This is a genomic window from Mixta sp. Marseille-Q2659, assembly GCF_940807255.1.
Lineage (GTDB): Bacteria > Pseudomonadota > Gammaproteobacteria > Enterobacterales > Enterobacteriaceae > Mixta.
Genome location: NZ_CALNWY010000006.1, coordinates 82,465 through 96,006, shown reverse-complemented (window position 1 = coordinate 96,006; position 13,542 = coordinate 82,465). Strand labels below are relative to the sequence as shown.

Below are 13,542 nucleotides of genomic sequence, written 5' to 3'. Positions count from 1 at the left end.
GTTTTAAAATGGGGCTACGGCCCCATTTTTACTCCAGACTTTTATGCAAATGCGCCATCATACGATCCATCCCCCGATAGCTTAATGCTTCCAATAAATGAGAACGTTTAAGCACTTCCTCCTCAGCCAGATCGGCGATAGTACGAGAAACCTTAAGCAGACGTTGCCACGCTCTGACTGATAGCCCCAGCGTAACCAATATAGACTCCAGCCACTCAGCATCCTCTTTTTGCAACTCACACCATTTCTGCACCTCGGCGTTCGTCATTTGTGCATTCACTTTGCCTTGGCGGGCCAGCTGATATTTACGCGCTTTTAATACGCGCTCACGAACTTGCTCGCTGCTTTCAGTCTCTCGCTGAGGCTGACTTAGCATACCTGTCGGCAGCAGAGGGATTTCTAAGGAGAGATCGAAACGATCGAGGAATGGACCAGAAAGACGACTGAGATAGCGCAGCGTTTGCTGTGGCGAACTACGATTGTGTTTACCCTGATAATGGCCTGTTGGGCTGGGATTCATGGCTGCTACCAGCTGAAATCTTGCAGGCCACGTGACCTTGGCGCGCGCGCGGGAAATTGTGATTTCGCCGCTTTCTAACGGCTCGCGCAATGAATCCAGCGTTTTCCTGCTAAATTCTGGCAGCTCATCCAAAAACAGTACGCCATTATGCGCTAATGTGATTTCGCCTGGCTGAGGAATCGCGCCGCCGCCAATAAGCGCATATAGCGTTGAGCTGTGATGAGGAAGACGGAATGGACGCTTACGCCACTGCTTATGAACACCGCCGCTATTGATGATACTGGCAATGGTAGCGCACTCCAGCGCTTCGCTATCAGTAAGAGGAGGTAACAGACCGGTAAGGCGCATCGCCAGCATAGTTTTTCCTGTTCCCGGTGGGCCAATAAGCAGCAGATTATGTCCGCCGGCAGCGGCAACTTCCAATGCGCGCTTTCCCTGCTGTTGACCAATAATATCGCTAAGATCTTCGGCTATTTCTTCTTTATCTCTCTCTTCTGCTCGCCCTGGTGAAAGCGTGTGTTGCTGTAAAAGAAAAGCACATATCTCCGTCAGGCTATCTGCAACCAGTGATTCTTTCTGGTCGACTAACCCAACATCTGTCGCGTTCTCAGCAGGTAAAATTAACCGCCTTCCTGCTTCCTTTGCAGCTATGGCAGCCGGTATGGCTCCCTGTATGCCTCTCAATGCTCCGCTTAGCGCCAACTCCCCTAAGAATTCATATTGGGCCATCTGTACGTCAGGCAACTGTTCTGAAGCGGCAAGAATGGCAATCGCAATAGGTAAGTCAAATCGTCCGCCCTCTTTAGGCAAATCAGCAGGGGCTAAATTAACCGTTACTCGCTTTGCTGGGAAAGTGAAACCACTGTTAATGATGGCGCTACGAACTCTGTCGCGCGCTTCTTTTACTGTCTTTTCAGGTAATCCAACCAGCGAAAGACCGGGCAAACCACTGCTTATATGGACTTCGACCATAACCAATGGCGCTTTAACACCAAGAGCGGCGCGCGTGGCAATACGGGATAAAGACATGCTCCCTCCTTGTACGATGTCGAAAGGAGTATGCGTAACCCTTAACGTCGATGCGATCCTCTTTAAAAAACGTTGAGCGTCATCCCGAAAAAATTCAAATTTTTTGCATTACCGTTACAAGCTGTACGGAAGCGCGATCGATTTAATACGGCCGTTATTCATTGCGACACGTTCGTAATGAATAACTTTCAATAAACTTTATATTTTGAAAAATAAGCCTTTTTATATAAGTGAATATTCCGCTCATAAAATTAAGTGATGAAAAAGGTTGTCGGGCAGTATCTATCTGTGATACCTCTTTAGGCATTACTTCGAATAAGTGAAATTCTGAACAGCATATGAAAGCCCTTCTACGAGTGATTAGCCTAGTCGTGATTAGCGTGGTGGTGATTATTATCACACCGTGCGGGGCTGCGCTCGGAGGAAGAAAGGCTTAAAAATCAAGCCTGAAACCAAAAGAACCCCCGCACCGAAAGGTCCGGGGGTTTTTTTATGGTCAGGCATCGGGATAGTCAATAAGAGAGGAACAAACAATGCACAGTAGCATAAAATGCTGTTGTTCCCCGGAAAACACAGGGGAATAACGATGACAGGGGCTCAGTGGGTGGTTCAGGCGTTACATGCGCAAGGGGTTGAAACCGTATTCGGTTATCCAGGCGGCGCGATTATGCCAGTTTATGATGCGCTGTATGACGGAGGCGTCGAACATCTACTGTGTCGTCATGAGCAAGGTGCTGCCATGGCCGCGATTGGATATGCTCGCGCCACTGGTAAGGTTGGCGTCTGTATTGCCACCTCCGGGCCCGGTGCAACCAATCTGATCACCGGTTTGGCAGATGCATTGATGGATTCTGTTCCGGTTGTCGCTATTACCGGACAGGTTGCTTCCCCGCTTATTGGCACCGATGCATTTCAGGAAATTGATGTACTGGGACTGTCTCTGGCCTGTACGAAACACAGTTTTTTGGTTGAGTCGCTGGAAACGCTGCCGGAAATTATGGCTGAAGCTTTTGCTATCGCCCAATCTGGCCGCCCTGGTCCGGTACTGGTTGATATTCCTAAAAATATTCAGGTCGCCAGCGGTGATCTGACGCCGCATTTACTGCCGGTAGCCGAAATTGCTGAACATCCTCATCAAGAGCTGCAGCAGGCGCGCGCGCTGATAGCCCAGGCGAAAAAGCCCATTTTATACGTAGGCGGTGGCGTAGGGATTGCGCAAGCTGTTCCAGCGCTACGTGACTTTATCCAACAAACCGGTATTCCAGCCGTCGCGACATTAAAAGGTTTGGGTGCGCCGAACGCCAGCGATCCCTGTTACCTGGGCATGTTAGGCATGCATGGAACAAAGGCTGCTAACCTGGCGGTGCAGCAGTGCGATTTACTGATTGCCGTTGGCGCCCGCTTTGATGACCGCGTAACCGGTAAGCTGGATACATTTGCACCTCATGCCAGCGTTATCCATATGGATATTGATCCTGCCGAACTGAACAAACTACGCCGCGCACATGTTGGCTTACAAGGTGATTTCAATGTGCTGTTACCTGAGCTGGCACAGGCTTGTCAGATCGCCGAGTGGCGTGCCGAAGTTATGGATCTGAAAGCGACGCATAGCTGGCGTTACGATCACCCGGGCGACGCTATTTACGCGCCTCTGTTTTTACGTCAGTTGTCAGAGCGCAAAGCGGCCTCCGCCGTCGTCACGACCGATGTTGGGCAACATCAGATGTGGACCGCCCAGCATATGACATTCAGCGCGCCGGAAAATTTCATTACTTCAAGCGGATTGGGAACCATGGGTTTTGGCCTGCCGGCAGCGGTTGGCGCGCAGGTTGCCCGTCCTGAAGACACCGTAATCTGCGTTTCCGGCGATGGCTCTTTCATGATGAATGTTCAGGAGCTGGGCACCATTAAACGCAAACGGCTGCCGATCAAAATCGTTCTGATGGATAACCAGCGCCTGGGCATGGTACGTCAGTGGCAGCAGCTCTTTTTTTCCGAACGCTACAGTGAAACCAACCTGTCCGATAACCCCGATTTCCTGACGCTGGCCAGCGCTTTTGATATTCCTGGCCAACGTATCACCCGTAAAGATCAGGTCGACGCCGCATTAGATGCTCTGCTGAACAGTGAAGGTCCTTATTTGCTGCATGTGGCTATTGATGAGCATGAAAACGTCTGGCCTCTGGTGCCGCCCGGTGCCAGTAACGCAAATATGATGGAGAAAACCGTATGAATCAGCACCAGTTATCTATCGAAGCGCGCTTTCGGCCTGAAGTTCTGGAGCGCATCCTGCGCGTCGTTCGTCATCGTGGTTTTCAGGTTTGCGCCATGAATATGGCCAGCGTTGCCAACGCCGGAAACATTAATATTGAAATGACCGTTGCCAGCCAGCGCTCAGTCGATTTACTGTCAACACAGCTGAGCAAACTGATGGATGTCGCTTGCGTCCAGATCCAACAACAGACAACACAACAAATCCGCGCATAGTCGCGAAAGGAAATAAGAATGAGTACGAAGAAAGCAGACTTTATCTGGTTCAACGGCGAGATGGTGAAATGGGAAGAGGCAAAAGTCAGCGTGATGTCTCATGCCCTGCATTACGGCACGTCAGTTTTCGAAGGCGTCCGCTGCTACGACTCGCATAAAGGACCCGTTGTCTTCCGTCATCGTGAACATATGCAGCGCCTGCACGACTCTGCCAAAATTTATCGTTTCCCGCTGAAACATAGCGTGGATGAGCTGATGGCAGCCTGCCGTGAAGTGCTGCGCGTGAACAAGCTGCAAAGCGCTTATATTCGTCCTCTGGCTTTTGTTGGCGATGTCGGCCTGGGCGTCAACCCGCCGGAAGGCTACAGTACTGACGTCATTATTGCCGCTTTCCCGTGGGGAGCTTACCTGGGCGCGGAAGCGCTGGAGCAGGGCATTGATGCGATGGTTTCTTCGTGGAATCGCGTGGCGCCGAACACCATTCCTACCGCCGCGAAAGCGGGCGGCAACTACCTTTCCTCACTGCTGGTCGGCAGCGAAGCGCGCCGTCATGGCTATCAGGAAGGCATTGCGCTGGATACCAACGGTTATATCTCCGAAGGCGCCGGTGAAAACCTGTTTGAAGTGAAAGACGGCATTCTGTTTACGCCGCCGTTTACCTCTTCCGCACTGCCGGGCATTACTCGCGATGCCATTATCAAGCTGGCCAAAGATGCCGGAATCGAAGTGCGCGAGCAGGTGCTGTCACGTGAGTCGCTCTATCTGGCCGATGAGGTCTTTATGTCTGGTACCGCGGCTGAAATCACACCGGTACGCAGCGTAGACGGTATCAAAGTGGGCGAAGGCAAATGCGGCCCGGTAACCAAGCGTATCCAGCAGGCATTCTTTGGCCTGTTCACCGGCGAAACTGAAGATAAATGGGGCTGGCTGGATCCGGTAAACCCATAAACAACTTATTTTGCGGGTCTTAAACAGGCCCGCTTATTTACCAGACTGGAGTAAACAGAGCATGCCTAAGTACCGTTCCGCCACTACCACTCACGGCCGCAATATGGCCGGCGCCCGCGCACTCTGGCGCGCCACGGGAATGACCGACGCCGATTTCGGCAAACCGATTATCGCCGTCGTTAACTCCTTCACTCAGTTCGTGCCGGGCCACGTTCATCTGCGCGACCTTGGCAAACTGGTCGCCGAGCAGATCGAAGCGGCAGGCGGTGTGGCGAAAGAGTTCAATACCATCGCGGTAGACGACGGTATTGCGATGGGCCACGGCGGCATGCTCTATTCACTGCCGTCGCGTGAGCTGATCGCCGACTCGGTAGAATATATGGTTAATGCCCACTGCGCTGATGCAATGGTGTGCATTTCCAACTGCGATAAGATCACGCCGGGAATGATGATGGCCGCGCTGCGCCTGAATATTCCGGCGATTTTTGTTTCCGGCGGGCCGATGGAAGCGGGTAAAACCAAACTGTCCGATAAAATTATCAAGCTCGATCTGGTTGATGCCATGATTCAGGGCGCTAACCCCAACGTTAGCGATGCAGAGAGCGATCAAATCGAACGTTCTGCCTGTCCAACCTGCGGCTCCTGTTCCGGGATGTTTACCGCTAACTCTATGAACTGCCTGACCGAAGCGCTGGGACTGTCTCAACCGGGGAACGGTTCGTTGCTGGCTACCCACGCCGATCGCAAAGAATTATTCGTTAACGCTGGCAAACGTATCGTCAGCCTGGCGAAGCGTTATTACGAGCAGGATGATGAAACTGCGCTGCCGCGTAATATCGCCAACAAAGCCGCCTTTGAAAATGCGATGACGCTCGATATTGCGATGGGCGGCTCCACCAATACCGTTCTGCACCTGCTGGCAGCAGCGCAGGAAGGCGAAGTTGATTTCAATATTTCTGACATTGATCGCCTGTCACGTAAGGTGCCGCATTTATGCAAAGTGGCGCCCAGCACGCAGAAATATCACATGGAAGATGTTCACCGCGCAGGCGGCGTAATCGGCATCCTTGGCGAGCTGGATCGTGCCGGATTGCTTAATACCAACGTGCATAACGTACTGGGCACCACGCTGCGCGATACGCTGGATAACTACGACATCATGCTGACGCAGGATGAGGCGGTGAAGAAGATGTTCCGCGCCGGCCCGGCGGGCATTCGTACTACCCAGGCTTTCTCGCAAGAATGCCGTTGGGATACGCTGGATGACGATCGTCAGGAAGGCTGTATCCGCTCACGCGAATACGCTTACAGTCAGGACGGCGGGCTGGCAGTACTTTACGGCAACATGGCGGAAGATGGCTGCATCGTCAAAACGGCTGGCGTAGATAAAGAGATCCTGACCTTCCGCGGCCCGGCGAAAGTTTATGAAAGCCAGGATGATGCGGTCGAGGCGATTCTTGGCGGCAAAGTTGTGGCGGGCGACGTGGTGGTAATTCGCTACGAAGGGCCGAAAGGCGGGCCGGGCATGCAGGAAATGCTCTATCCAACCACGTATCTGAAATCGATGGGGCTGGGTAAAAGCTGTGCGTTGATTACCGACGGTCGTTTCTCCGGAGGCACCTCTGGCCTGTCCATCGGACACGTATCACCCGAAGCGGCCAGTGGCGGAACCATCGCACTGGTGCGCGATGGCGATATGATTGAAATTGATATTCCGAGCCGTGGGATCAAGCTGGCAGTGCCGGACAATGAACTGCATGCGCGTCGTGAACAGGAAGAAGCGCGCGGCGAAGCGGCCTGGACGCCGCATTCGCGCCAGCGTCTGGTTTCACTTGCCCTGCGCGCCTATGCATCACTGGCAACCAGCGCGGATAAAGGCGCGGTACGTGATAAATCGAAGCTGGGAGGCTAAGGATGGCTGAGTCTCAACCGTTACCGGACGCACCCTGCGGCGCTGAATATCTGCGCGCCGTGCTGCGTGCGCCCGTTTATGAAGTGGCGCAGGTAACGCCGTTACAAAAGATGGAGAAGCTCTCTGCGCGCCTCGGTAATACCATTCTGGTTAAGCGTGAAGATCGTCAACCGGTCCACAGTTTTAAACTGCGCGGCGCTTACGCGATGATTGCTGGGTTAGATGAAGAGCAAAAGGCGCGCGGCGTGGTCACTGCCTCGGCGGGAAACCATGCGCAGGGCGTGGCGCTTTCTGCCAGTAAACTGGGCATTAAGTCGCTGATTGTCATGCCGGTGACGACGGCAGAGATTAAAGTTGAAGCGGTGCGTGCGTTCGGCGGTGAGGCTTATCTGTACGGCGCCAATTTTGACGAGGCGAAAGCGAAAGCGATCGAGCTATCAGAGCAGCAGGGCTATACCTTTGTGCCGCCATTCGATCATCCGGCGGTGATTGCCGGTCAGGGAACGTTGGGCATGGAGCTGCTCCAGCAGGATGCGCATCTCGATCGTATTTTTGTGCCAGTGGGTGGCGGCGGTCTGGCGGCGGGCGTCGCGGTTTTGATTAAGCAGCTGATGCCGCAGATTAAGGTCATTGCGGTAGAAGCCGCTGAATCGGCCTGTTTAAAAGCGGCGCTGGATGCCGGAGAACCGGTAGATCTGCCGCGCGTTGGGCTGTTTGCCGAAGGCGTAGCAGTAAGGCGCATCGGCAGCGAGACTTTTCGCCTGTGCCAGGAGTGGCTTGACGATATTGTCACCGTTGACAGCGATGCTATCTGTGCAGCAATGAAAGATCTGTTTGAGGATGTGCGCGCCGTTGCTGAACCATCAGGCGCATTAGCGCTGGCTGGCATGAAAAAATATATCCAGCAGCATAATCTTCAGGGCGAAAGGCTGGCGCATATTCTCTCCGGCGCCAACGTTAACTTTCACGGGCTGCGCTACGTTTCAGAGCGTTGTGAGCTGGGCGAACAGCGTGAGGCATTGTTGGCCGTGACGATTCCTGAACAGCAGGGCAGCTTCCTGAAATTCTGCCAGACGCTGGGCGGCCGGGCGGTAACGGAATTTAACTATCGTTACGCCGATGCCAGCGACGCCTGCATTTTTGTCGGCGTGCGTCTGACACGCGGTCGTGAAGAGCGCCGGGAAATCATCGATGAGTTACTTTCCGGCGGCTATCAGGTCGTTGATTTATCCGATGATGAAATGGCGAAACTCCATGTGCGTTACATGGTCGGCGGTCGTCCCTCTAAGCCGCTGCGCGAACGTCTGTTTAGTTTTGAATTCCCGGAGGCGCCCGGTGCGCTGCTGAAGTTTTTGCAAACGCTGGGCACGCACTGGAATATTTCACTATTTCACTATCGCAGCCACGGCACCGACTACGGTCGGGTGCTGGCGGCCTTTGAGCTGAGCGAAAACGAGCCGCGCTTTGAAGAACATCTCACGGCTTTGGGTTATGACTTTCACGATGAAAGCCAGAACCCGGCGTTTCGTTTTTTCCTGGCGGGTTAATTACAACAGCTGCCAGAAGGCTTTAATCAGCGGCTCGCCGAGCCGCTTTTTCTGAACGCAAACGCCCAGTTCAAACGGGGCGACAGAATCAATATCGTCCAGCACCAGTACCCGATTACGCACCGGTTCCGGGCTGTTTTCCAGCACCACGTCAGGCAACAGGGCGATGCCACAGCCCAGCGCTACCATCGAAACAATAGCTTCATGGCCGGAAACGGTCGCATAAATCAGCGGATTGGCGATACGCAGGCGGCGAAACCAAAGATCGATGCGGCGTCGTGCCGGGCCTTGTTCCGGCAGGATAAACGGAATCTGCGTCCAGTCTGGATCGGCCTGTGTTGCCTGATGGCGTACCGGGCAAGGTAAAGCTGGCGCGATTAACACCAGCGGAATGTGACCCAGCGGCGTGAAATCGATGCTGGCGGGCAGCGTTTCAGGACGGCCGGAAATTGCCAGATCGGCCTCGCCGGTTTGTACTTTTTCAACGGCGTCGGCGGCATCGCCGGTAGTCAGCTTAATTTCTACCTGCGGATGTTCGGCGCGAAAGCGATCCAGTATCGGCGGCAAATGGCTGTAGGCGGCCGTAACGGAACAGAACAGTTTCAGCTCTCCGCTGAGCGAAGGGCCATGCTGGTCAATGGCGTGACGCAGCTGCTGATATTGCAGCAGCGTCTGCTGTGCGAACTGACGTAGCTGTTCACCTGCTTCGGTGAGCGTCACAGTACGATTGTCGCGTAGGAACAGGCTTTGACCGAGATCCTCTTCAAGCCGCTGAATCTGGCGAGAAAGTGTCGAAGGCGAAACGTGCATGGCGCGGGCCGTACGGCCAAAATGACGGCTCTCCGTCAGATGTAAAAACAGCTTCAGGTCTCGTAAATCCATGCGATTCAGGCCTCATTTTTACGTTGCAGTTATTGCAATGCGATGTTGTTAATATATCAATTTAAGCAACGGATTTCCTGTCATATGATGGGGCTATAGAAAGCGAGGCAAAGCGTACTCGCGCAAAAAATAACGGCAAACACAACCTCAAAACGGAGTACCCATGGCTAACTATTTCAACACTTTGAACCTGCGTCAGCAGCTGGCGCAATTAGGTAAATGTCGCTTCATGGCGCGTGATGAATTTGCTGATGAAGCAAGCTACCTGAAAGGGAAAAAAGTCGTCATCGTTGGCTGTGGCGCCCAGGGTCTGAACCAGGGTCTTAACATGCGTGATTCTGGTCTTGATGTTTCCTACGCGCTGCGTGCGGAAGCCATTGCTGAAAAGCGCGCTTCCTGGCGCAAGGCGACTGAGAACGGCTTTAAAGTCGGTACCTATGAAGAACTGATCCCGCAGGCCGATCTGGTGGTTAACCTGACGCCGGACAAACAGCACTCGGCGGTGGTTCAGGCGGTTCAGCCGTTAATGAAAGATGGCGCTGCGCTGGGTTATTCTCACGGCTTTAACATCGTTGAGGTCGGCGAGCAGATCCGTAAAGACATTACCGTTGTGATGGTTGCGCCGAAATGTCCGGGTACTGAAGTTCGTGAAGAGTATAAACGTGGTTTTGGCGTGCCGACGCTGATTGCCGTTCACCCGGAAAACGATCCGAAAGGCGAAGGTATGGCTATTGCTAAAGCCTGGGCCGCGGCAACCGGCGGTCATCGCGCGGGCGTGCTGGAATCTTCTTTCGTTGCCGAAGTGAAATCTGACCTGATGGGCGAGCAGACCATTCTCTGCGGTATGTTGCAGGCGGGTTCACTGCTTTGCTACGACAAGCTGGTGGCTGACGGCACCGATCCCGCTTACGCAGGTAAACTGCTGCAATATGGCTGGGAAACCATTACCGAATCGCTGAAGCATGGCGGCATTACGCTGATGATGGATCGTCTGTCCAATCCGGCGAAGCTTCGTGCCTTCGCACTCGCTGAACAGCTGAAAACCATTATGGCGCCGCTGTTCCAGAAACATATGGATGACATCATTTCCGGCGAATTCTCTTCCGGCATGATGGCTGACTGGGCAAACGACGATAAAAAACTGCTGACCTGGCGCGAAGAGACCGGTGCGACCGCATTTGAAAACTCGCCGCAGTATGAAGGCAAAATTTCCGAGCAGGAATATTACGATCGTGGTGTGCTGATGGTCGCGATGGTTAAAGCGGGCGTTGAGCTGGCATTCGAAACCATGGTTGATTCCGGCATTATTGAAGAGTCCGCCTATTACGAGTCGCTGCATGAGCTGCCGCTGATCGCTAACACTATTGCTCGTAAGCGTCTGTATGAAATGAACGTTGTTATTTCTGATACCGCTGAGTATGGCAACTACCTGTTTGCTAATGCTGCCGTACCGTTGCTGAAAAAGTTTATGACCACCCTGCAGGCAGGCGATTTAGGCAAAGAAGCGGCACCAGCAGCCGTGGATAACGCCCAGCTGCGCGATGTGAATGAAGCGGTGCGTAATCATCCGATCGAAGCTGTTGGACGTAAACTGCGTGGCTATATGACTGATATGAAAGGGATTAGCGTCGCGGGCTGATTTCCGGCCTCTTTCGGCTTGCCAATGCGTTAACTGCGCCCCAGCTACATAGCTACTGATGTTGCTGGGGTCGCAAGCATTTGCCACATTCGACAAGTCGAAAACGACTGCGAAATTCTTTACTAAGCAGAATTGCCAGGCGAAACGCCAGCAGAAAAAAACCGGTGTTGAAGACACCGGTTTTTTTATTAATTGCGGTATAGCACCTTGATAATGTGATAGCCAAACTGGGTATGCAAAGGCCCGTAAGGCGTTAGCAGCGGGCAGGAGAAGACCACTTTATCAAAAGCAGGCACCATCGCCCCTTTTTTAAACTCGCCTAAGTGTCCGCCTTTGCGCCCGCTCGGACAGGTTGAATGTTTCTTCGCCAGTTTTTCAAAGTCGGCGCCTTTCTCCAGCTGTGCCAGAAGCTCCTGAGCCAGTTTCTCTTCTTTTACAAGGATATGCATTGCCGCTGCGGTTTTTGCCATGATCGTGCCTTGAGTCGTATGGATGCAGCTGGATATACTACCACGCTGTTAGTTAACCCTCCTTCTTTTCACTGAGTACTTCTATGCGTCTGAATCCCAGCCAACAACAAGCCGTCGAATTTGTCACCGGCCCTTGCCTGGTGCTGGCGGGCGCGGGTTCCGGCAAGACGCGCGTCATTACCAATAAAATTGCCCATCTGATTCGTGAATGTGGGTATCAGGCGCGTCATATCGCTGCTGTTACCTTTACCAACAAAGCCTCGCGTGAAATGAAAGAGCGCGTGGCGCAAACGCTGGGGCGCAAAGAGGCGCGCGGCCTGATGATCTCCACCTTTCACACGCTGGGGCTGGAAATTATTAAGCGCGAATATGCCGCGCTGGGCATGAAGTCCAACTTTTCCCTGTTTGACGATCAGGATCAGCTGGCGCTGCTGAAAGATTTAACCGAGCAGTGGCTCGAAAATGATAAAAACCTGCTGCAACAGCTTATCTCGACGATCTCTAACTGGAAAAACGATCTGGTCGATCCGGCCCATGCTCAGGAGCGGGCACAGTCGGAGCGCGATCGTATTTTTGCTCACTGTTACGCGCTGTACGATCGGCATCTGAAGTCCTGCAATGTGCTGGATTTTGATGATTTGATTCTGTTGCCTACGCTGCTGTTGCAGCGCAATCAGGAAGTGCGCGAACGCTGGCAGCAGCGTATCCGCTATTTGCTGGTAGATGAGTATCAGGACACCAACACCAGCCAGTATGAGCTGGTAAAGCTGCTGGTGGGCGCACGGGCGCGTTTCACTGTGGTAGGTGATGACGATCAGTCTATCTATTCCTGGCGTGGCGCAAGGCCGCAAAACCTGGTGCTGTTGAAAGAGGATTTTCCCGCGCTGCAGGTGATTAAGCTGGAGCAGAACTATCGTTCTACCGAGCGGATTCTGAAAGCGGCGAATATCCTCATTGCCAACAATCCGCACGTGTTCGAGAAACGCCTGTTTTCCCAGCTAGGCTATGGGGCAGAGCTAAAGGTGCTGACGGCGAATCATGAGGATCATGAGGCGGAACGCGTTACCGGCGAGCTGATCGCCCATCACTTTATTAATAAAACGCAGTATAAAGATTACGCCATTCTCTATCGCGGCAATCATCAATCGCGCGTGTTTGAAAAAATGCTGATGCAGAACCGGATTCCATACCGTATTTCAGGCGGAACCTCGTTCTTTTCGCGTCCCGAAATTAAGGATCTGCTGGCTTATCTGCGGGTATTAACCAATGCGGACGACGACAGCGCCTTTTTGCGTATCATTAATACGCCGCGCCGTGAGATCGGTCCGGCAACGCTGCAAAAGCTGGGTGAATGGGCGAACCAGCGTAATAAAAGTCTCTTTAGCGCCAGCTTCGATTTAGGACTGGGCCAGACGCTCACCGGCCGCAGCCTGGAAAACTTACAGCGTTTTACCGGCTGGCTGCAGGAGATTGCCCAGCTGGCAGAGCGCGAGCCGATTAATGCGGTGCGCGATCTGATTCGCGGCATTGATTATGAAAGCTGGCTGTTTGAAACCTCTGCCAGTCCGAAAGCAGCTGAAATGCGCATGAAAAACGTCAATACGCTGTTTCAGTGGATGACGGAAATGCTCGAAGGCAGCGATATTGACGAGCCGATGACCTTAACGCAAGTGGTTACGCGCTTTACGCTGCGCGACATGATGGAGCGCGGCGAAAGTGATGAAGAGTTGGATCAGGTTCAGCTAATGACGCTGCATGCCTCGAAAGGGCTGGAGTTCCCTTATGTTTATCTGGTCGGCATGGAAGAGGGGCTGTTGCCGCATCAAAGCAGCATCGATGAAGATAATATTGAGGAAGAACGCCGTCTGGCTTACGTCGGTATTACCCGCGCGCAAAAAGAACTCACCTTTACGCTGTGCCGTGAACGTCGGCAATATGGCGAGACAGTACGTCCGCAACCAAGCCGCTTTTTGCTGGAGCTGCCGCAGGACGATTTACAATGGGAAACCGAGCGTAAAGTGGTTAGCGCCGAAGAGCGCATGAAAACCGGGCAGAGCAGGGTTGCTGGCCTGCGTGCCATGCTGGATAAAGCAAAGAAAGGGGCCTGA

General features: G+C 53.2%; 11 protein-coding genes. 8 read left to right on the top strand and 3 right to left on the bottom strand.

Annotation, left to right across the window (positions count from 1 at the left end; all coding sequences use genetic code 11):
- Window positions 1–28: 28 nt before the first annotated feature.
- Window positions 29–1,549, bottom strand: coding sequence for a YifB family Mg chelatase-like AAA ATPase (locus P3C52_RS06635; protein WP_275554385.1), 1,521 nt, complete (start codon window positions 1,547–1,549; stop codon window positions 29–31).
- 338 nt (window positions 1,550–1,887) lie between these two features.
- Here P3C52_RS06635 and ilvL point away from each other — a divergent pair, with 338 nt between their 5' ends.
- The 6 genes from ilvL to ilvA all read left to right on the top strand — a co-directional run bounded on the left by ilvL (window position 1,888) and on the right by ilvA (window position 8,443).
- The gene (gene ilvL / locus P3C52_RS06630) at window positions 1,888–1,986 is read left to right on the top strand and encodes an ilv operon leader peptide (RefSeq protein WP_071883719.1); all 99 of its coding nucleotides are present in this window, start codon (window positions 1,888–1,890) and stop codon (window positions 1,984–1,986) included.
- A 149-nt stretch (window positions 1,987–2,135) separates the two neighbouring features.
- Window positions 2,136–3,782 (top strand): acetolactate synthase 2 catalytic subunit, encoded by a 1,647-nt coding sequence (gene ilvG, locus P3C52_RS06625; RefSeq protein WP_275554384.1) that lies wholly within the window; start codon window positions 2,136–2,138, stop codon window positions 3,780–3,782.
- Window positions 3,779–4,036, top strand: a complete 258-nt coding sequence (ilvM, locus tag P3C52_RS06620; RefSeq protein ID WP_275554383.1) for an acetolactate synthase 2 small subunit — start codon at window positions 3,779–3,781, stop codon at window positions 4,034–4,036. Before ilvG ends, ilvM begins: the two co-directional genes overlap by 4 nt.
- An 18-nt stretch (window positions 4,037–4,054) precedes the next feature.
- Window positions 4,055–4,984: a branched-chain-amino-acid transaminase gene (ilvE, locus tag P3C52_RS06615; RefSeq protein WP_275554382.1), complete on the top strand. Its 930-nt coding sequence runs from the start codon at window positions 4,055–4,057 to the stop codon at window positions 4,982–4,984.
- Window positions 4,985–5,045: 61 nt separating this feature from the next.
- On the top strand, window positions 5,046–6,896 hold the full coding sequence (ilvD, locus tag P3C52_RS06610; protein WP_275554381.1) for a dihydroxy-acid dehydratase: 1,851 nt from the start codon (window positions 5,046–5,048) through the stop codon (window positions 6,894–6,896).
- A gap of 2 nt (window positions 6,897–6,898) precedes the next feature.
- Window positions 6,899–8,443 carry a threonine ammonia-lyase, biosynthetic gene (ilvA, locus tag P3C52_RS06605; protein ID WP_275554380.1) on the top strand — a complete coding sequence of 515 codons (1,545 nt, stop codon included), beginning with the start codon at window positions 6,899–6,901 and terminating at the stop codon, window positions 8,441–8,443.
- Here the strand turns inward: ilvA and ilvY are convergent, their stop codons facing one another.
- Window positions 8,444–9,325, bottom strand: coding sequence for an HTH-type transcriptional activator IlvY (ilvY, locus tag P3C52_RS06600; protein WP_275554379.1), 882 nt, complete (start codon window positions 9,323–9,325; stop codon window positions 8,444–8,446).
- 163 nt (window positions 9,326–9,488) lie between these two features.
- Here ilvY and ilvC point away from each other — a divergent pair, with 163 nt between their 5' ends.
- Window positions 9,489–10,964, top strand: coding sequence for a ketol-acid reductoisomerase (ilvC, locus tag P3C52_RS06595; protein ID WP_275554378.1), 1,476 nt, complete (start codon window positions 9,489–9,491; stop codon window positions 10,962–10,964).
- Between the two features lie 188 nt (window positions 10,965–11,152).
- On the opposite strand, the gene ppiC is transcribed toward ilvC, so the two are convergent.
- Window positions 11,153–11,434, bottom strand: coding sequence for a peptidylprolyl isomerase PpiC (ppiC, locus tag P3C52_RS06590; RefSeq protein ID WP_038628993.1), 282 nt, complete (start codon window positions 11,432–11,434; stop codon window positions 11,153–11,155).
- An 83-nt stretch (window positions 11,435–11,517) separates the two neighbouring features.
- Between ppiC and rep the strand changes: the two genes are divergently transcribed.
- Window positions 11,518–13,542: a DNA helicase Rep gene (gene rep, locus P3C52_RS06585; protein ID WP_275554377.1), complete on the top strand. Its 2,025-nt coding sequence runs from the start codon at window positions 11,518–11,520 to the stop codon at window positions 13,540–13,542.